At 46.5% G+C, this 18,017-nt stretch carries 20 protein-coding genes; 16 read left to right on the top strand and 4 right to left on the bottom strand.

Annotated elements, in window-relative coordinates:
- The first annotated feature begins 15 nt into the window (after nucleotides 1-15).
- From gspD to ORJ01_RS13970, 11 genes are read left to right on the top strand one after another with little or no spacing between them, the layout of a single operon-like run.
- A complete protein-coding gene (gspD, locus tag ORJ01_RS14020) occupies nucleotides 16-2,109 on the top strand; it encodes a type II secretion system secretin GspD (protein WP_226751319.1) in 2,094 nt (697 codons plus the stop codon).
- Entirely contained in the window at nucleotides 2,106-3,617 is a 1,512-nt protein-coding gene (gspE, locus tag ORJ01_RS14015) for a type II secretion system ATPase GspE (protein WP_371930761.1), read from the top strand. Before gspD ends, gspE begins: the two co-directional genes overlap by 4 nt.
- A complete protein-coding gene (gene gspF, locus ORJ01_RS14010) occupies nucleotides 3,617-4,840 on the top strand; it encodes a type II secretion system inner membrane protein GspF (protein WP_306178573.1) in 1,224 nt (407 codons plus the stop codon). The genes gspE and gspF overlap by 1 nt, the downstream gene beginning before the upstream one ends.
- Nucleotides 4,841-5,278: a type II secretion system major pseudopilin GspG gene (gene gspG, locus ORJ01_RS14005; protein ID WP_226751317.1), complete on the top strand. Its 438-nt coding sequence runs from the start codon at nucleotides 4,841-4,843 to the stop codon at nucleotides 5,276-5,278.
- Entirely contained in the window at nucleotides 5,278-5,841 is a 564-nt protein-coding gene (gene gspH, locus ORJ01_RS14000; protein ID WP_306178571.1) for a type II secretion system minor pseudopilin GspH, read from the top strand. Before gspG ends, gspH begins: the two co-directional genes overlap by 1 nt.
- Nucleotides 5,841-6,209 (top strand): type II secretion system minor pseudopilin GspI, encoded by a 369-nt coding sequence (gspI, locus tag ORJ01_RS13995; RefSeq protein ID WP_226751315.1) that lies wholly within the window; start codon nucleotides 5,841-5,843, stop codon nucleotides 6,207-6,209. The genes gspH and gspI overlap by 1 nt, the downstream gene beginning before the upstream one ends.
- Nucleotides 6,202-6,816 (top strand): type II secretion system minor pseudopilin GspJ, encoded by a 615-nt coding sequence (gspJ, locus tag ORJ01_RS13990; protein ID WP_226751314.1) that lies wholly within the window; start codon nucleotides 6,202-6,204, stop codon nucleotides 6,814-6,816. The genes gspI and gspJ overlap by 8 nt, the downstream gene beginning before the upstream one ends.
- A complete protein-coding gene (gene gspK / locus ORJ01_RS13985; RefSeq protein ID WP_226751313.1) occupies nucleotides 6,813-7,805 on the top strand; it encodes a type II secretion system minor pseudopilin GspK in 993 nt (330 codons plus the stop codon). The genes gspJ and gspK overlap by 4 nt, the downstream gene beginning before the upstream one ends.
- Nucleotides 7,802-8,995 (top strand): type II secretion system protein GspL, encoded by a 1,194-nt coding sequence (gspL, locus tag ORJ01_RS13980; RefSeq protein ID WP_306178570.1) that lies wholly within the window; start codon nucleotides 7,802-7,804, stop codon nucleotides 8,993-8,995. The genes gspK and gspL overlap by 4 nt, the downstream gene beginning before the upstream one ends.
- Entirely contained in the window at nucleotides 8,992-9,462 is a 471-nt protein-coding gene (gspM, locus tag ORJ01_RS13975) for a type II secretion system protein GspM (RefSeq protein WP_226751311.1), read from the top strand. The genes gspL and gspM overlap by 4 nt, the downstream gene beginning before the upstream one ends.
- A gap of 55 nt (nucleotides 9,463-9,517) precedes the next feature.
- A complete protein-coding gene (locus tag ORJ01_RS13970) occupies nucleotides 9,518-10,213 on the top strand; it encodes a type II secretion system protein N (protein ID WP_306178569.1) in 696 nt (231 codons plus the stop codon).
- On the opposite strand, the gene yrfG is transcribed toward ORJ01_RS13970, so the two are convergent.
- On the bottom strand, nucleotides 10,195-10,881 hold the full coding sequence (yrfG, locus tag ORJ01_RS13965) for a GMP/IMP nucleotidase (protein ID WP_226751309.1): 687 nt from the start codon (nucleotides 10,879-10,881) through the stop codon (nucleotides 10,195-10,197). The two genes, ORJ01_RS13970 and yrfG, sit on opposite strands and share 19 nt — an antisense overlap.
- Before the next feature lie 62 nt (nucleotides 10,882-10,943).
- Between yrfG and nudE the strand changes: the two genes are divergently transcribed.
- The 3 genes from nudE (at nucleotide 10,944) to pckA (ending at nucleotide 14,154) form a co-directional block, all read left to right on the top strand.
- Nucleotides 10,944-11,555 carry an ADP compounds hydrolase NudE gene (gene nudE, locus ORJ01_RS13960; RefSeq protein WP_226751308.1) on the top strand — a complete coding sequence of 204 codons (612 nt, stop codon included), beginning with the start codon at nucleotides 10,944-10,946 and terminating at the stop codon, nucleotides 11,553-11,555.
- Nucleotides 11,509-12,333 (top strand): 3'(2'),5'-bisphosphate nucleotidase CysQ, encoded by an 825-nt coding sequence (gene cysQ, locus ORJ01_RS13955; RefSeq protein ID WP_306178568.1) that lies wholly within the window; start codon nucleotides 11,509-11,511, stop codon nucleotides 12,331-12,333. The genes nudE and cysQ overlap by 47 nt, the downstream gene beginning before the upstream one ends.
- A 222-nt stretch (nucleotides 12,334-12,555) precedes the next feature.
- A complete protein-coding gene (gene pckA, locus ORJ01_RS13950) occupies nucleotides 12,556-14,154 on the top strand; it encodes a phosphoenolpyruvate carboxykinase (ATP) (protein WP_226751306.1) in 1,599 nt (532 codons plus the stop codon).
- Nucleotides 14,155-14,327: 173 nt separating this feature from the next.
- Here pckA and ORJ01_RS13945 read toward each other — a convergent pair whose 3' ends face one another.
- From ORJ01_RS13945 to ORJ01_RS13935, 3 genes are read right to left on the bottom strand one after another with little or no spacing between them, the layout of a single operon-like run.
- Nucleotides 14,328-14,531: a DUF4177 domain-containing protein gene (locus tag ORJ01_RS13945; RefSeq protein WP_229586004.1), complete on the bottom strand. Its 204-nt coding sequence runs from the start codon at nucleotides 14,529-14,531 to the stop codon at nucleotides 14,328-14,330.
- A gap of 39 nt (nucleotides 14,532-14,570) precedes the next feature.
- Nucleotides 14,571-14,813 (bottom strand): YheU family protein, encoded by a 243-nt coding sequence (locus ORJ01_RS13940; protein ID WP_306178567.1) that lies wholly within the window; start codon nucleotides 14,811-14,813, stop codon nucleotides 14,571-14,573.
- Nucleotides 14,810-15,814: a hydrolase gene (locus tag ORJ01_RS13935; RefSeq protein WP_306178566.1), complete on the bottom strand. Its 1,005-nt coding sequence runs from the start codon at nucleotides 15,812-15,814 to the stop codon at nucleotides 14,810-14,812. The genes ORJ01_RS13940 and ORJ01_RS13935 overlap by 4 nt, the downstream gene beginning before the upstream one ends.
- A 53-nt stretch (nucleotides 15,815-15,867) precedes the next feature.
- Between ORJ01_RS13935 and ORJ01_RS13930 the strand changes: the two genes are divergently transcribed.
- Nucleotides 15,868-16,365: a hypothetical protein gene (locus ORJ01_RS13930; protein ID WP_306178565.1), complete on the top strand. Its 498-nt coding sequence runs from the start codon at nucleotides 15,868-15,870 to the stop codon at nucleotides 16,363-16,365.
- A complete protein-coding gene (locus ORJ01_RS13925; RefSeq protein WP_306178564.1) occupies nucleotides 16,365-17,915 on the top strand; it encodes a GMC family oxidoreductase in 1,551 nt (516 codons plus the stop codon). Before ORJ01_RS13930 ends, ORJ01_RS13925 begins: the two co-directional genes overlap by 1 nt.
- Nucleotides 17,916-18,017 lie beyond the last annotated feature (102 nt).

Genomic DNA, 18,017 nt, shown 5'->3' with positions numbered 1-18,017 from the left:
ATTGGTTAATCTCTCATGAAATCAGGCTTTTTCCTCAGGAACAAAGGGCGCACTCTTGCCAGTATGATGTTAGCTGCGTTGCTCAGCTTTTCAGTGGCTGCAGATAGTGACATTAAGTACTCGCCAAACTTTAAAGGCACCGACATTAATGAGTTTATTAATATCGTCGGTATGAATCTGAAAAAAACCATTATTGTTGACCCGCAAGTGCGGGGTCGGATCAATGTGCGTAGTTACGATATGCTGACCGAAGAGCAGTATTATCAATTCTTCCTCAATGTGCTGGAAGTATACGGCTTTGCTGTTGTCGAAATGGACAGCGGCATTATGAAAGTCGTGCGCAACAAAGATGCGAAGACATCCAATATACCGGTAGTGGGGGATGATGACCCTGGCTTTGGTGATGAAATGGTGACGCGGGTGGTTCCGGTGCGTAACGTCTCGGTTCGCGAATTAGCCCCCTTGCTACGGCAGTTTGTTAACCAGGGTGGTGGTGGCCACGTGGTAAACTACGACCCTTCTAATGTTATTATGATGACGGGCCCTGCTGCCCTCGTGGCGCGCTTGGTTGATATTATTCAACGCGTGGATAAAGCGGGCGATCAGGAATTAGAAATCCTGAAATTGAATTATGCCTCTGCTGCCGAAATCGTTCGTATTTTAGAAAATATCTATCGTTCACAGAATCGTGGTGAACAACCTGATTTCCTTGTGCCGAAAATTGTCGCAGATGAGCGTACCAATAGCGTTATTGTCAGCGGCGAAGCGCAAGCCCGTGAGCGCGTGATTGCGTTGGCCAAACGTTTGGATGCGGAATTACAAACCAGCGGTAATACCCGAGTGTTGTATCTGAAATACGCCAAAGCTGAAGATCTCGTGCCAGTGTTAAAAGGCGTAAGTGATTCTATTGTCGCTGAAGCGCAAGGTGCACAGCAACCGACACCGCAAACGGCACGACGCAGTGGCGGTCGTGAAATCAGTATTGAAGCGCATCCAGATAGCAATTCTTTAGTGATAACAGCACAGCCCGATATGATGCGCTCACTCGAAGATGTCGTAAGGCAATTGGATATTCGCCGTGCGCAGGTGCTAGTTGAAGCGATTATAGTCGAAGTGTTTGATGGCACGGGCACCGATTTTGGTGTGCAATGGTTAAATGAAAATGGCGGTGGCACCAACTTTACCGGCACGAATACGATTCCAATCGTGAATATTGCAGCGGGTGCGGCACAAGCGTCACAAATTACTCGCGGAAATACCACACAATCTCGTGATCCTACCACCGGTGAATTAATTACTACCACAACTGCTGATACAAATCGTGACTATACACAGCTAGCCACTGCTTTGCAGAGCCTGAATGGCGCTTTGTTAGGGTTTTATAACGGTAACTGGGCTGCTATTTTACAGGCCGTTCGCACCAGTACTAACTCTAACGTTCTGGCCACGCCACATATCACTACCATGGACAACCAAGAAGCGATTTTCTTAGTCGGTCAAGAAGTACCGGTGATTACAGGTTCAACCGTTGGCTCTAACAATACTAACCCTTTTCAACAAGTACAGCGCCAAGAAGTGGGTATCAAGTTAAAAGTTACCCCACAAATTAACGAAGGCGATGCGGTACAGTTAGTGATTGAGCAAGAAGTATCCAGTATTGGCGGCACCACCGCGGTTGATATCACGATTAACAAGCGTGAAATTAAAACCACCGTGATGGCCGATGATGGTGCCACCATTGTACTGGGTGGGTTAATTGACGAAGACGTGCAAGAAAGTGAATCAAAAGTTCCGCTGTTAGGCGACATACCTATTCTGGGGCATTTATTCAAATCAACCAGTGTCAGTAAGCGTAAACGTAACCTAATGGTATTTATTAAAGCGACCATTGTCCGTGACGGTAGCGCTATCAGTGGCATTAGTAAGCAAAAATATAACTTTATTCGTGCTGAGCAATTAAAGCGCGAAGAAGAAGGTATTCGCTTAATGCCGCTGACTAATCAAGCTGTGCTGCCTGAATGGGACGAGTCGTTAAAATTACCGCCCAGTTTTAACGAATATATTGAGCAGCAAAACCGATCTGCTGTTGATGGGAAGAAAGAACAATGATGAGCGATGTCGCCGACCTGGAAATAACACCGGTCAGCAGCAAAATCCGCTTACCGTTCGGATTTGCTAAACGCTATGGTGTGTTATTGCAGCAACAATCGCAAAATTGGGTGCTGTATGTGCAGCCGACAACGACGCCACAAGCTTTGCTTGAGGTGCGCCGTTTGTTGGCAGAGCCTTTTACAGTACAAAAGCTGGATGCTGCAGCCTTCGAAGCATTGCTCGAAGCTTCTTATCAGCGCGATTCTTCCGAAGCACAGCAATTGATGGAGGATATTGGTAACGAGGTCGATTTGGCTTCACTTGCTGATGAAATTCCTGAAACAGAAGATTTGCTAGAAAACGAAGATGACGCGCCGATCATTAAATTAATTAACGCGATGCTCGGTGAGGCCATCAAGCTAGGCGCTTCAGATATTCATGTAGAAACCTTCGAAAAAGCCTTAATTATTCGCTTTCGGGTTGATGGGTTATTGCGGGAAGTGCTGCGACCACATCGGCGTTTATCCAGCTTATTGGTATCGCGCATTAAAGTTATGGCCAAGTTAGACATTGCTGAAAAGCGTTTGCCTCAAGATGGTCGTATTAGTTTACGTATTGCCGGTCGCGCAGTGGATGTGCGCGTATCCACCATGCCATCGAGTCATGGCGAGCGTGTGGTACTGCGTTTACTTGACAAAAATAACTCGCATCTGAACTTAGCCGATCTGGGAATGACCCCTGCGGTAGAGCAGCTATTCTCGCAACTTATTTTAAAACCGCATGGCATTATTTTGGTCACCGGCCCTACGGGTTCCGGTAAAAGTACTACGCTGTATGCCGGTTTAACCGAAATTAACACTAAAGATCGGAATATTCTTACGGTAGAAGATCCGATTGAATATGAATTAGAGGGTATTGGCCAAACTCAGGTGAATAGCAAAGTGAATATGACCTTTGCTCGCGGTTTGCGTGCGATTTTACGACAAGATCCCGATGTGGTGATGGTCGGTGAAATTCGCGATCTTGAAACGGCACAAATTGCCGTACAAGCCAGCTTAACCGGTCACTTGGTCTTGTCGACTTTACACACCAACACCGCTGCAGGTGCAATAACGCGTCTTGAAGATATGGGTATTGAAGCCTTTTTACTGTCTTCAAGTTTACTCGGCGTGCTCGCGCAGCGACTGGTTCGTACTTTATGTCCGCACTGTAAAGCTGAGCATGTGCCAGATAAAGAAGAACGTCATTTACTCTCGGCCAATAAAAAAGAAGACTTGCTAATTTATCGTGCCACCGGCTGTGAGCACTGTAACTTTAGTGGTTACAAAGGCCGTACCGGCATCCATGAACTGATTGTGGTTGATGATCAGATGCGAGAGATGGTACATAACGGCAAGGGCGAGCAACATATTGAAAAATATGCACGACAATTCAGCCCCAGTATCCGCAGCGATGGCTTTAGTAAGGTGTTAGCCGGTATTACAACGTTAGAAGAAGTACTGCGGGTTACCCGTGAGGATCTGTAATGGCGGCCTTTGAATATCAAGCCTTAGATGCCTTTGGTAAAAAAGCCAAGGGGGTATTAGAAGCTGATAATGCTCGTCAGGCGCGACAGCTGTTGCGTGAGCGTAAGCTAACGCCTTTGACCGTTGAAGTGGCCTCACAGCAAGAAAAAATGCTGGCCAGTGGTAAAAGTTGGTTGAAACGCAAAATATCAGCAGCCGAGCTGGCGCTGATCACACGGCAAATTGCGACCTTAATTGCAGCAGCTTTGCCGATTGAAAGTGCCTTATTGGCGGTTGCCGAGCAGTGTGAAAAGCCGCGTTTAAAAAATATGATGATGTCGGTGCGTTCTAAAGTTGTCGAGGGTTATAGCCTCGCCGAAGGCTTAGCCGAATTTCCACACGTGTTTGACCATCTCTACCGCTCAATGGTGGCGGCGGGCGAAAAATCTGGGCATTTGGATCAGGTACTTAATCGCTTAGCTGATTATACCGAGCAGCGGCAACATATGCGTAATCAGATCATTATGGCCTCGGTTTATCCGATCGTTATGGTCGTGGTGTCTTTGCTGGTTATCGGTATTTTATTGGCCGCAGTCGTCCCCAAAATTACTGAGCAATTCGAATATATGGGGCAACAATTGCCTGCCCTGACCCGATTTATGATTAATGCCAGTGAGTTTACCCAAAGTTACGGTGTGATTATTGTCGTAGCGCTGTTGTTGTTACTGGTAGGTTGGCAACGATTATTACAACGGCCTGCATTTCGGTTGCGCTATGATCGGCGTATTCTCAGGGTTAAAGTGATTGGCCGCATCGTCAACAGTGTAAACACTGCGCGGTTTGCACGTACGCTCAGTATCTTAAATGCCAGTGGCGTGCCGTTGTTAGATGCTATGCGCATTAGTGCTGATGTGTTAGCCAACAGTTACATGAAGCAAAGCGTGGCCGAAGCTGCGGCGAGAGTGCGTGAGGGGACATCATTAAAGTCAGCTTTAGAGCAAACTAAACTGTTTCCACCGATGATGCTGCATATGATTGCCAGTGGTGAAAAAAGCGGTCAACTAGATTCAATGCTAGGCCGTGCCGCTGATACTTTAGATCGTGAATTTGAAATGACCATGACCGTATCGTTAGAGATTTTTAAACCTTTAGTGGTTATCGTGCTAGCGGTGGTGGTGTTTCTGATTGTATTGGCAATTTTATTGCCGATTTTAGAGCTTAATAACATGGTAGGAAAATACTAAATGAAAAAGAGTGCCGGTTTTACCTTGCTGGAAGTGATGGTGGTTATCGTCATCCTAGGATTGCTTGCCAGCTTTGTCGTGCCAAATTTAATGGGTAATCAAGAAGAAGCTGCTCGTCAAAAAGTTGTGGTGGACATTCAACAATTAGAAAATGCCCTAGATATGTACCGCTTGCGCAATAGCTTCTATCCCACCACGGAGCAAGGGTTAGAAGCCTTAGTCACAGCACCTACCTCGCAACCGGTGCCACGTTCTTACCCTGAAGATGGCTTTATTCGTCGTTTACCCAAAGATCCTTGGGGTGAAGAGTATATTTTGATTAGCCCTGGCCAAATGGGTCGCTTAGATGTGTTTAGTAAAGGACCCGATCGAGTTACTGGTACGGATGACGATATCGGTAATTGGAATTTAGACGGTAGCAATTCAGGCAATAATTAATGCGGCGTGCTGCGGGCTTTACTTTATTGGAAGTGATGCTGGTGATACTGTTAATCGGTATCCTGGTGTCAACGGTAGTACTGAGTTTTGGTAATGACTCAGTGCAAGACCGTTTAGACAAAGAGGTAAATCGCTTTCAACAAGTGTTTCAGCACTTTGCTGAAACGGCTGAATTGCAGCAGCAAGAATGGGGCCTAGTAGTCACAGAAAACAGTTACGCTTTTGTGTTATACAGCGATGATGGATGGCAGTGGGTTGAAACCCCGACGGCTGCGGCAGCCTATCAATTACCTAGCGGCCTGTTATTGCAGTTAGAGCTAGAGGGTTTGCAGGGCGCTGAGCAAAATTTGTTGAGTGAGTTAGAGTTTGACACGCCTGAGTTAACAGAATTAGCTGAAACGGCGGCTGAGCCACCGCTACCCAAGGTTTTTATGTTGTCGTCCGGCGAAATCAGCCCGTTTCGATTACAGTTTCGATGGCGTGAAAATGGTGAAACCTTAGAGCAAACGGTCGGCACCGATTTTAGTATTCCGTTAATACGTTTTGAATTAGGTAATCGTTAATGCGCCAGCGTGGTTTTACCTTATTAGAGCTCTTAGTCGCGCTAGTGATTTTTGCCACCGCGGGTGTGGCGATTATGCAAGCTAGCACAAATCACATGCGCGCTTTACTGCAATTAGAAGAGTTAACCATTGCCAGTTATGTCGCGAACAATCAATTGCAACAAGCACAATTTTCGCGTACTTGGCCTCCGCGTGAGTTAGAACAAGGCGAAGTCGAGATGGCAAACCGCACCTGGCGTTGGCAAATGCGTGCCACCACAGTGCCGGATCAAGACTTGCGGGAGTTGACGGTCAGTGTACGTTTAGAGCAGCAGCCCGACGTGGTGATATATCAGCTGAAAACCTATGTTGGACGGCTTGATGAATAACCGTGGATTCACGTTTTTAGAAATGTTGTTGGTGATGGCGCTTTTTGCCATCGTCGGTTTATCTTCCGTAGCCGTTTTAAGCACCGTGACGCAAAGCGATGCTGCCTCTAAGTTATCTATCGCCCGTTTGCAACAATTACAACGCGCGATGCTGTTGCTAGAGCGCGACATTATGCAGATCAGCCCTCGCTATGTGCGCATTGAAGGTGATGCACCGCAGCAAGAGCGGTTGTGGGGTGAGCAGTATTTGCTTGAAAGTGAAGATCATGGAGTCAGTTTTACGCAGCAAGGTTGGCGTAATCCGGGTATGTTATTGCCGCGCAGTGAAGTGCAAGCGGTGGCTTATCGTTTACAAGATGGTCAGTTACAACGCTTGTTTAATGTCTATGTCGATGCCGTTAATAATACCGAGCCACAACAACAAAATTTATTAGCAGAGGTTGAGCAATTTCAACTGACGTATTATAGCGCAGGCGAGTGGGAAGAGCGCTGGCAGCATCAATATTTGCCAGAAGCGATAAAAGTACGCATTAAGCAACGCGATTTAGGTGAGTTAGAGCGGATCTTTGTGTTACCCAATGCGCTTTGGCGCAAGGGGGGATTATGAGCAAATGCCAATCGCAACAGGGCGTTGCTTTAGTCACCGTTATTATGATTGTGGCCATCATCACTGTGCTGGCCGTTGGCATGAGTAGCCGTTTGCAATTGCAATTGCAACGTCAGCAAAATTTACAACAACAACAACAAGCTTTTTGGTATGGCATGGGCGCAGAAGCCTTTGCCCGCGTGTTGTTACGTCGCTCCTTAGCGGGCGCGGAGACGGTGCATTTAGGCCAAGATTGGGCTGCGCAGGGCGCCAGTTTTATGGTTGAAGATGGTCAAATTGCCGGTGAAATACAAGACTTACATAGTTGTTTTAATTTAAATGCTTTGCAACAGCAACCGGACCGAACTCAGCCAGGCCAATTGCAGCAAACGTTAGCTCAGCGTAGTTTTCAACGTTTGTTAGAACAAGTCGTGCCAGAGCTGAGTATGCCTGCAGAATATTTAACGGCTCGGGTGAGTGATTGGTTAGATGCCGATAGTTTGCTCAATACCGCTGGCGGTGCTGAGCAAGATGATTATGCCAGTTTAGCTTTTCCCTATTACACCGCGAATAGTTTGTTTGTGTCGGTATCCGAGTTGCGATTGATGCTTGATTTAACACCGGCAGATTATCAGTTACTGCTGCCTTATGTTTGTGTTGTGCCAGAGCAAGCTGAATGGTTGTTAAACGTGAATACCTTAACCGAAGAGCGCGCGGCCTTATTAATGGCGTTGCTACCGGAGTTAACTGAAGCACAAGCACAAGAAGCCATCTTATCGCGACCAGAAGAGGGTTACACTGATGTGGACAGCTTTTTGCAAAGCAGCGCCTTGGCCGGTTTAACTGTGCCAGATGATGTGAAAAAAGTACTGACCGTTAAGTCTGATCACTTTACACTGCTAGCAACCACTGCCTACCTAGAAACCGGTTTTCGGCTGACAGTGGTATTTAAACGAGAAGAAAATAATGCAATCAAGGTATTGGCTCGGCGTTTTGGAGGCCAGGGATGAATGAACACATAATTATCAGGCTGGGTAGTCAGCCTGAGCAAAGCATCAGTTGGTTGGTCTGGGCGCCGTTAACGCAAGAAGTGATCGCGAGTGGCGAAATTGCTGCTGTCAGTGAATTACCGCAACTCGCTGCAAGGCTGGGCTCTGCTCGTGCCGTGGTGGCTCTGGTACCTGCGGCCGATGTGTTACTGAAAAAAGTAGCGTTACCAGCAAAACCGAACAAGCAACTGCTCCAAGCTTTGCCTTATATGCTAGAAGAAGAGCAAGCCGAAGATATTGATAAACTTTATATTGCGCTGGGTAAGGTAGAACAGCTAGCCGAACAATATTGGCAACAAGTGGCCATTTGTCAGCGACATCGACTAGAGCAATGGCTAGGTTGGTTACAAGAGGCTGGCTTTAAGGTAGTGCGCTTGGTGCCTGATGCTTTATTGCTGCCCGCTACCCGTTTGCCTTGTTGTATTGAGTTACAGCAACAATGGTTACTGCGGCAAGATGAGTGGCAGGCAACCTCAATTGAAAGCGGTTGGTGGCCAGATTATTTGGCTTTAGCTCAATTGCCGCAAGTGCTCAGCTATAGCCCATGGCCAGCACATGTGCAGCATTTGCATGATACAGCAGCGCCTGAGCTACCTTTAGCCTTGCTCGCCAAAGGCCTAAACGAAACCGATTTTAATCTGTTGCAAGGTTCATATGCACCAAAGCGTGCACAGAATCGTTATTGGCAACAATGGAAATTAACGGCGATGATCTGCGGCCTATGTTGTTTACTGTATTTTGTGCAGCTTGGCACAGAAGTATATCAACAAAAACAACAGTTAGCGGCGACAGAGCAGCAACTGCGTGCCTTGTATCTCGAGACTTTCCCGAATGATCGCATTGTCAATTTGTCTAGGCAAGTACGGCAGAAACTGCAAACCGTAGGTGCTGGTAAGCAAGAGCCGCATTTCTTAAATTTATTAGCGGTTCTACAGCAGCGGTTAGAAAAGCTTCCTGATTTGAAATTAGATTCGCTTCGCTACGATGCATCTCGGCAAGAATTACGTTTTGGTGCCAGTGCCGCCGGCTTTCAGAGTTTTGAGCAATTAAAATCGCAACTAGAGCAGGCCGGCTATCAAGTCGAACAAGGCGCACTGAGTAACGATGGTAATCGGGTACAAGGCTCAGTTGTGATGCGAGGTGCAGTATGAAGCAACGCTTTTTTCAATGGTGGTATGGCTTAGCGTCACGTGAACAACGCTTAGTATTAATTGCAGTGCCTTTAGTAATACTGGGGGTTTTTTATTGGTTAATCTGGCAACCGTTACATCAGGCTAAGCAGCAAAATGTGGTTGCTTTACAACAAATGCAACAACAGTTGATCGCTTTACAACAAGCTAAGCCGCTATTACAGCTGGGCGATACCAGCCCAGAACGCGTGGGGGGCAGTTTAGCGCAGATTATTAGTAATAGTGCACGTAGTTTTAATATTCGGGTCAGTCGGATGCAACCGCAAAATGATCAGTTGCAATTGGTGCTAGATGATATTGCTTACGCACAATTATTACCGTGGTTACACCAATTACAGTATCAAAATGCGGTGCGTTTAGTCAGTTTAGACATCGGCGTCACTGATAAACCGGGTATCGTTCGCGTGCGCAGAATGGTTATTGAGTAGTATGAAAAAATATTGGAAGTATGTTTTAGTTTGTTTGCTGGCTTATAGTGTTTTTATGTTAGTTCTAACGCCAGCCAGTTGGTGGTTACGCTTAGTGCCCTTACCGGCTAATGTGCAGCTAGGCACGGTTACTGGCACATTATGGCGCGGCGAAGTACAAGGTATCGCTTATCAAAACCTCGTGTTGCCGACATTAGAATGGCAACTCGCGCCATGGTCATTATTCACGCTGCGAGCCAAAGTTAGCTTTCAAGCCGGCAGTGTGCAGCAAGAGCAACAGCCTTACATGCAAGGCACTTTGATTGCAGGTTTTAGCGGGATGCAATTGCAGCAATCCTTATTTAAAATGCCTGTGGCAACCGTGGTGCCGATGTTGCAATTACCGCTACCCGTGCAAGCGACGGGGAATTTGCTGTTGCAAATAGACCAACTTAATTTAAAACAAGGTGCGTGTCAGCAATTGCAGGGCCAAGCGTCATGGCTTGATGCCAAGTTACAACCGCCAACAGGGCAATGGCTAGATTTACAGCAATTGCATGCTGATCTCAGCTGTGAGCAGGATCTGCCGGTGCTGGTAACCGATGCCAATAACGTGCTTTCTTTAGATATTCGCGCGAGTATCAAGCCAAGTGGTCGTTTGACGGTACAGGGCAGCCTAAAACCGTCGGCCGACTTACCCGAAGAGGTGCATCAAGCGATGCGCTTTGTCGGGCAGCCGGATGCGAATGGCCGTTATTCATTAAACTTTTGATGGCGGCTCTCATAAATAGCCGGTAGCAGTTGGTGGTAATCGGTAACCGCAGCATAGTCACTGAAGTTATTATGCGGTTTTTGACTGTCTGGGTTAGCCACCGCCAATAGATGCTTAATACCAAACTGCTCTGCGGCTTGTAAAATGACTAAGCTGTCATCGACGAATAAGGTTCGATTAACATCAAAACCTAACCGTTGTTGCAGTTTTTGCCAGAGCAGTTGGCTTTCTTTCGTTACGCTAAACTCATGTGTCGAGATTAACTCTTCAATGTAGTTAGCAAGATCAGTGCGTTCGAGCTTTAAAGACAAGCTGTCAGGATGCGCATTAGTCACCAGCACAATATGTCGCCCGGTGGCTTTTAGGGCAGTGAGAAAAGCCGGCACATCTGCGCGCATTTGGATTTTATTGATAATTTCACGCTTTAATTCGGTGATCGGTAATTGCAGTCTTTTGCCCCAATAGTCGAGGCAGTACCATTCTAGTTTACCTTGCAAACGTTGGTATTCTTCTGCCAATTCAGCCGCCGCTTGCTGAGGGCTGATACCGCTAATTTCAGCCCAGCGCAGGGGTAAATGCTGTTGCCAAAAGTAGTTATCAAAGTGCAAATCGAGCAGGGTGCCATCCATATCGAGCAAGACGGTGTCGATTTCTGACCATTGCAGCATAGGTTTTTCCTATTAATCGTTTTATAGTAGTGTCTGATGTTAAGTTTACCAGAGAGCCCAGTATGACGCAGCGTAACAGCGACAAACAAAAACCAGAAATTCTTGCGCAGGAAATTGTCGCTCAAAGTCGATTGTTTAAAATTGAACAATTAGAGTTACGGTTTAGCAATGGCGTAGAACGCACTTACGAAAGAATGCGTGGAAGTAATCGTGGTGCAGTAATGATTATTGCTTGCCCTGATCCCAATAACTTTTATCTGGTCCGTGAATACTCAGCAGGCACCCATGACTATCAACTTGGTTTTCCCAAAGGCTTGATTGATCCTGGTGAAGACGTGGTAACAGCGGCTAATCGTGAACTCAAAGAAGAGATTGGTTTTGGCGCGAAGCGCTTCGTGCAATTAAAATCTCTGGCTTTAGCCCCAGGCTATTTTAATGCTACAATGCACATAGTATTAGCCTTCGATTTATATGTGGAGCGTCTGGCTGGCGATGAGCCAGAGCCACTGGAGCTAGTGAGCTGGTCACGTCAGCAAACGGATTTATTGCTGCAACAGGCCGATTTTACCGAAGCACGCAGCGTAGCTGCTTTGTTGCTGGCACAACAGTATTTGGAAGCGAATCCGGATGTTTTTAAGCAAACTGCTGGAACCTGTAAAAACGACAGCCCGTGAAGCGGGCGCTATTTTGTGGGAAATGTACCAAACTGGTAATTTTACCGAACAACAAAAAAGTGACAGCAGTCCGGTCACCACCGCTGATTTGGCGGCTAATGCCCATATCATTGCACAACTATCGGCCTTAACGCCCGATATCCCGATCATCTCAGAAGAAACACATCTGGTTCCTTTAGCGCAGCGTTCTGATTGGCCACGTTATTGGTTAATTGATCCTATGGACGGTACGCAAGAATTTGTGGCTCGTAGTGGCGATTTTGCCGTGAGCATCGCTTTAGTAGAACACGGCTGGCCAGCGCTAGGGGTGATTTACTGGCCAAAAGAAGACGTTATTTATTATGCAACGCGCGGCAATGGTGCTTTTAAGCAGCAGGCAAACTTAATTAAACGCATCGCTGTACATCAACATCAAGCCGGTGAACAGCTGCGTATTGCGGTAAGTCGACGCCAACCACGACAACCGATAATTGATTTGCTCAGTGTGACACAACAGGTCGAGTATATCCCGCTAGGTAGCTGCTCTTTAAAAAGCTGTTTGGTTGCTGAAGGAAAAGCCGATTGTTATTTACGGTTAGGACCAACCGGTGAATGGGATACGGGCGCGGTGCATGTCATCGTTGAAGAGGCCGGTGGTAAAATCCTCGACAGTCAATTTGCACCGCTGAGTTACAATCAGCGTGAAACACTGGCCAATCCGGATTTTATGGTGATAGGTCAAGCTGCGGCTCCTTGGTCAGACTTAATCCGCGCAAAAAGTACTACGCGGATCCTGTAATTAAATTACCAAATCCTGTAAGTAAGCAACAGGCTGCAGCCCTTGCTGTTATTGGCTTACAGCCCGATTGCTTGTCAATAATCTCTATCTTTTATGTTTGAAAAACGCTATGCTTATCAGGTGTTTTTTGAACAAATTTCAGCCGTTTGTTCAAAACGCAACAAAATTTAAATAGTCCGCTAGAGACGCACCTTTACCTACAGTACCCTAGGAGTCAACAACATGTCCGATCTGGATCTGGGCCAATACGGCATCACGGATGTCGCGGAAGTCATTTACAACCCTTCATATGATTTACTATTCGCGGAAGAAACACGTAGTGATTTAACTGGGTATGAAAAAGGTAAACTCACAGAGTCAGGCGCCGTATCAGTTGATACGGGAATTTTTACTGGTCGTTCTCCTAAAGATAAATACATCGTTCGAGATGACACTACACGCGATACGGTTTGGTGGTCTGATCAAGGTAAAAATGACAACAAGCCTATTAGCACTGAAGTATGGACCGACTTAAAAGCGCTGGTCACCAAGCAATTATCAGGTAAGCGTTTATTTGTTGTTGATACCTACTGTGGTGCGAATGCCGATACTCGCTTAGCCGTTCGTTTTATCACTGAAGTGGCGTGGCAAGCGCATTTCGTTAAAAACATGTTTATTCGCCCAACAGACGCTGAGTTAGTGACGTACAAGCCTGATTTTATTGTGATGAATGGCGCGAAATGTACTAATCCTGATTGGCAGAAACATGGCTTAAATTCAGAAAACTTTGTGGCTTTTAACTTAACTGAGCGTATTCAGTTAATTGGTGGCACATGGTACGGCGGCGAAATGAAAAAAGGTATGTTCTCTATGATGAACTACTTTTTACCGCTGCAAGGTATCGCTTCGATGCACTGTTCGGCCAACGTGGGCGCGGCAGGCGATGTTGCTGTCTTCTTCGGGTTATCAGGCACGGGTAAAACAACGTTATCAACTGATCCAAAACGTCAATTAATTGGTGACGATGAACACGGTTGGGATGACGCTGGTGTATTTAACTTTGAAGGCGGCTGTTACGCGAAAACGATCAACCTGTCGAAAGAGAATGAACCTGATATCTTTAATGCTATCCGTCGTGATGCCTTGTTAGAAAACGTTACGGTCTCAGCTGACGGTAAGATTGATTACAACGATGGTTCTAAAACCGAAAACACGCGTGTCTCTTATCCGATTTATCATATCGATAATATCGTGACCCCTGTATCCAAAGCGGGTCATGCGAAAAAAGTCATTTTCTTAACGGCGGATGCCTTTGGTGTGTTACCACCGGTATCAAAATTAACCAAAGAACAAGCGAAGTACCACTTCTTGTCTGGTTTTACGGCGAAACTGGCAGGCACCGAGCGTGGGATTACTGAGCCAACACCAACCTTCTCTAGCTGTTTTGGTGCGGCTTTCTTAAGCCTACACCCAACGCAATATGCGGAAGTATTAGGTAAGCGGATGGCAGCATCAGGCGCTGAAGCTTATTTAGTGAATACCGGTTGGAATGGTTCAGGCAAGCGCATTTCGATTAAAGCGACGCGAGCTATTATCGACGCTATTCTAGATGGCAGTATCGAGAACGCAGAGTTTGTGCAATTGCCATACTTTAATTTAGCCATGCCAAAACATTTGCACGATGTTGAAGATGGTATTTTGGATCCGCGCATGACGTATGCCAATGCGGCTGATTGGGAAGTGAAAGCTCAAGATCTGGCCAGCCGTTTTGTAAAGAACTTTGAAAAGTTCACTGATAATGCCGAAGGTAAAGCCTTAGTTGCTGCTGGCCCTCAGTTGTAATTATTGCGCGTTATTAAAAAAGCCAGCCTCGTGAGGTTGGCTTTTTGCTTTGTAAGCCGCAGGTTCTGGTGGGTATTGCGCTAGCCATCGCGGCTTTCTTTGTCATATTAATCACCTTGATGCAAAGTTGGTGCTATGTCACCGTTGCTGCCATTGGGAATGGCAGAAGACGATTATGACTTCGCGCGCTTGGCAATACCGTGAAAATGCGTTGGGCCGCCGGGCATCGTGGGATCCATTTGAAAGTCGATATCGATAATCTCCCAACCTTCTTCACCTAATGCATTTAAGTAAGCTTCAGCTTGCTCTACCGTTCGTCCTCTAAGAAAGCCAGTTTTTCCAGCGTTGGCAGAATCAATAATTTTATATTCCCACATAATTGTTTATCGCTCCTTTATTGCGGTATCGGCTAGGTTCTACATTGAGCCGTCAGCAGCTTGTTGTTGCATAAAATGTTGCTTAGACATCAGGTTGACTGTTTCGTCTAACTCAGAATAGACAATCAAAACTTCGCCTGTTTTTAGTTGCCGCCGGATAGCTTGCACCTTGGCTGCTAAGGACACTTCTTGCTCACCGTAATCGGTGCCTTCGCGCAGCACAAAGCTTTCAATTAAGTTATCTAACGTGGTGGGGTCGATATCGGTATAAGAAATAATCATAGACTAAGTTGCTGCTTAATGAAGGCGGGGATCCGCTGGTTAAGCCAGAATACCGGTTTAAACGGGTTGCTACCCGTCACAAAGCCAACATGTCCACCATGTTGGCTCAGTTCGTAGTGTACACTGGCGCTTAAGTCTGTTGGTTTAGGGATAACGGCATCACTTAAAAAAGGATCGTCATGTGCATGGATCACCAAGGTGGGAATTTGAATATGCCGCAAGAACGCTTTACCACTGGCTTTTTGATAATAATCTTGTGCATCACGAAAACCATGTATTGGTGCAGTATAATGCTGATCAAACTGTTCAATGCTGCTAAAACTGCGAATTTGCTCAAGGGTTAGCGGTAAGGGAAAGTTAGCATGAGACGCCAGTTTCTGCTGGGTACTGGCTTTTAAACGGCTTAATAAATAGCGTTGGTACACCTTGCTGCTGCCACTATTGATCCGTTTGGCGCTGGCTGCTAATTCTAAGGGCGGGCAAATGGCCACCGCAGCTTTAAGTAAATTCGCCCCACCTTGCTCACCACAATATTTGACTAACACATTGGCGCCGAGCGAAAAGCCGACAGCGCTGATCGGCATTAGCGGAAAGCGTTGCTGTATTTGCGCTATGACCTCGGCAAAGTCACCGGTATCACCACTATGATAAGCGCGTGGCAATTTATTAGGTTGGCCATGGCAGCCACGAAAATGCATTAACACGGCAGGCCAATTGCGCTGTTTTAGTTCTGTGAGTAAGCCTTGAATATAATGGCTATCGATATTGCCCGCTAAACCGTGTAAGAGCACCACTAAAGGCCGCGTATCCGTCGCCTTGGGTAATTCTGTCCAATTTAATTGCAGTTCATCGCCATCACTGAGGGTCAATAATTCTGCTTGGCTACTGAGCCGAGCTTTTGGGCTCAAGTACTTGGCGAAAATGGTTTGCAGGTGAGCATGCTTTAGCCACCACGGTGCTTTAAAGCTGCTGGTATAAACTGGTCTGATCTGAGCTTGCAAAAGGCGGTATCCTGGTAAACAATGAATCATTAATGATATTTAGGTGCAGCACTATGCAACGAAGACAATTTATTTTATCCGGTATCGCTATTGCTGCTGCATCAAGCCTAGGAATTGGCGTTTGGGGTTGGCAGCAAAGCTTTACCCCAAACCATGCTAACCGAGATCTTGTGCTATCAGCGTTATTACCGGCTTTATTATTGGGAGCCTTACCCACAGCTGCGACTTTAGCAGAAGCGGAGCTGATACGCACTAAAACAGCCATTGCCGATTTCATCCCTTTCTTGCCGTTACGCCAGCAACAAGAATTACATCAGTTGTTTAATCTGCTTGCCCAGCGCCTAACTCAGCTGGGTTTAACTGGGCATCTTAGCCATTTAACAAGTTTATCTTTGCCACAACGTTTGAGCCTGCTAGCGGCTTGGCGTGATAGTTACTTGCAATTGTTACAGCAAGCTTATCATGGACTAAGAGAGCTGCTATATGGCGCTTACTATGGTCAACCCGAGCATTGGGCCGCGCTGCCATATCAAGCCCTGAGACTTCGCTAATGACAGTGAAACATATTGATGCCAGTACTTTAACGCACGATCAGCATTATAGTGCAGATGTAGTGATTATCGGCTCCGGTGCAGGGGGCGGCATTGCCGCCGAGCAACTTACCGCAGCCGGTTTTAAGGTGTTGTTAGTGGAGGAGGGCGCATGGTATCAGCGTGAAGATTTTGTCATGGAAGAGCGCTGGGCTTATCCGCAGCTTTATCAAGAAGGTGCGGCTCGTAAAACGCGTGACCAAGCGATCAGTATTTTACAAGGTCGTACGGTGGGAGGATCAACCACAGTCAATTGGACATCGTCATTTCGTACGCCAGCAGCCACCCTAGATTACTGGCAGCAGCAGTTTGGTTTAGCTTTTCAGGCTGAGCAAAGTTTAACGCCGTTTTTTGTTTTAGCGGAACAGCGTTTAAATATGCAGCCTTGGTCGCTGGCACCAAATGCGAACAACCAGCAGTTGCAGCGAGGTTGCAAGGCATTAGGTTGGCACTCTGGTGTCATTAGTCGAAATGTGAATGGTTGCGCGAATCTTGGCTATTGTGGTTTTGGTTGCCCGATAAACGCCAAACAATCGATGTTGGTTAGCACTATTCCTGCAGCGCTGGCGCAAGGGGCAACATTACTCTCTCGTTTGTCGGTAAGGCAATTAAACTGGCAAGGAAACAAAATACACAGTCTCAGTGCATTGCCGGTTAATGCTTATTTTCAGCCGCAAAAAGGCATTAACGTCACGATCAGTGCCAAGCATTATATTGTTGCGGCGGGGGCCATAGGTTCACCGGCGTTGTTACTTCGCTCGAAGGTACCCGATCCTTCGAAACGGTTGGGTAAGCATACTTATTTACATCCGAGTGTCATTTCGGGTGCCATATTTGACGAGCGTATTGCCGGTCATCAAGGCGCGCCGCAATCTATTTATTCTGATCAGTTTGTTTGGCCACAAGATAAAGAACACATCGGTTATAAACTAGAAGTGCCGCCCGTACATCCGGTTTTAATGGCAACGAAGTTAACGGGTTTCGCCGAGCAGCATGCGCAATTAATGCAGCAATTTGACCATCTTCAAGTCACCATTGCGTTGTTACGCGACGGCTTTCACCCTGATAGCCAAGGAGGGCACGTTCAATTAGATCAATTTGATCAGCCATTGCTGGATTACCCGATCAGTGATTACCTATGGCAGGGGATGCGCAAGGCGTTGTTATCGATGGCCGAGTTACAATTCGCCGCCGGTGCCAAACAGGTTTTGCCTATCCACCATGACGCGCAAGCTTATCGTAGCTGGACAGAGGCGCGGCAAGCTATTCACAATTTAGCGTTAAAACCACTGAAACAAACCGTGGTATCCGCCCATGTGATGGGAGGATGTAATATGAGCGCAAAAGAGCAGGATGGGGTAGTTGATAGTTTTGGCCGACATTTTCAACTGGAAAACCTGTCAATATTTGATGGCTCTATTTTACCCAGCAGTTTGGGGGTTAATCCGCAACTGACTATTTACGCGTTGGTTTGGCGTAATTGTCAGCAGTTAATTCAGCAGTTAACCTAGCTTGAATTTTTAAGGGTATAGGGCTTAACTATTTTTGTTTTTAGCATCGACTTTAATCTTAAGATTAAACGGAATTGTGTTAGGCTAATTACCGATTATAGA

Source organism: Alishewanella sp. SMS8 (genome assembly GCF_030737935.1).
GTDB classification, from domain to species: Bacteria; Pseudomonadota; Gammaproteobacteria; order Enterobacterales; family Alteromonadaceae; genus Alishewanella; species Alishewanella maricola.
The sequence above is the reverse complement of the archived record's forward strand: the minus strand, read 5'-3'. Positions and strand labels throughout refer to the sequence as shown.

Excerpts from the sequence above, each read along its gene's own strand:
- gspD (WP_226751319.1), top strand. The coding sequence starts at position 16 with ATGAAATCAGGCTTTTTCCTCAGGAACAAAGGGCGCACTCTTGCCAGT.
- gspE (WP_371930761.1), top strand. The coding sequence starts at position 2,106 with ATGATGAGCGATGTCGCCGACCTGGAAATAACACCGGTCAGCAGCAAA.
- gspF (WP_306178573.1), top strand. The coding sequence starts at position 3,617 with ATGGCGGCCTTTGAATATCAAGCCTTAGATGCCTTTGGTAAAAAAGCC.
- gspG (WP_226751317.1), top strand. The coding sequence starts at position 4,841 with ATGAAAAAGAGTGCCGGTTTTACCTTGCTGGAAGTGATGGTGGTTATC.
- gspH (WP_306178571.1), top strand. The coding sequence starts at position 5,278 with ATGCGGCGTGCTGCGGGCTTTACTTTATTGGAAGTGATGCTGGTGATA.
- gspI (WP_226751315.1), top strand. The coding sequence starts at position 5,841 with ATGCGCCAGCGTGGTTTTACCTTATTAGAGCTCTTAGTCGCGCTAGTG.
- gspJ (WP_226751314.1), top strand. The coding sequence starts at position 6,202 with ATGAATAACCGTGGATTCACGTTTTTAGAAATGTTGTTGGTGATGGCG.
- gspK (WP_226751313.1), top strand. The coding sequence starts at position 6,813 with ATGAGCAAATGCCAATCGCAACAGGGCGTTGCTTTAGTCACCGTTATT.
- gspL (WP_306178570.1), top strand. The coding sequence starts at position 7,802 with ATGAATGAACACATAATTATCAGGCTGGGTAGTCAGCCTGAGCAAAGC.
- gspM (WP_226751311.1), top strand. The coding sequence starts at position 8,992 with ATGAAGCAACGCTTTTTTCAATGGTGGTATGGCTTAGCGTCACGTGAA.
- ORJ01_RS13970 (WP_306178569.1), top strand. The coding sequence starts at position 9,518 with ATGTTAGTTCTAACGCCAGCCAGTTGGTGGTTACGCTTAGTGCCCTTA.
- yrfG (WP_226751309.1), bottom strand. The coding sequence starts at position 10,881 with ATGCTGCAATGGTCAGAAATCGACACCGTCTTGCTCGATATGGATGGC.
- nudE (WP_226751308.1), top strand. The coding sequence starts at position 10,944 with ATGACGCAGCGTAACAGCGACAAACAAAAACCAGAAATTCTTGCGCAG.
- cysQ (WP_306178568.1), top strand. The coding sequence starts at position 11,509 with ATGTTTTTAAGCAAACTGCTGGAACCTGTAAAAACGACAGCCCGTGAA.
- pckA (WP_226751306.1), top strand. The coding sequence starts at position 12,556 with ATGTCCGATCTGGATCTGGGCCAATACGGCATCACGGATGTCGCGGAA.
- ORJ01_RS13945 (WP_229586004.1), bottom strand. The coding sequence starts at position 14,531 with ATGTGGGAATATAAAATTATTGATTCTGCCAACGCTGGAAAAACTGGC.
- ORJ01_RS13940 (WP_306178567.1), bottom strand. The coding sequence starts at position 14,813 with ATGATTATTTCTTATACCGATATCGACCCCACCACGTTAGATAACTTA.
- ORJ01_RS13930 (WP_306178565.1), top strand. The coding sequence starts at position 15,868 with ATGCAACGAAGACAATTTATTTTATCCGGTATCGCTATTGCTGCTGCA.
- ORJ01_RS13925 (WP_306178564.1), top strand. The coding sequence starts at position 16,365 with ATGACAGTGAAACATATTGATGCCAGTACTTTAACGCACGATCAGCAT.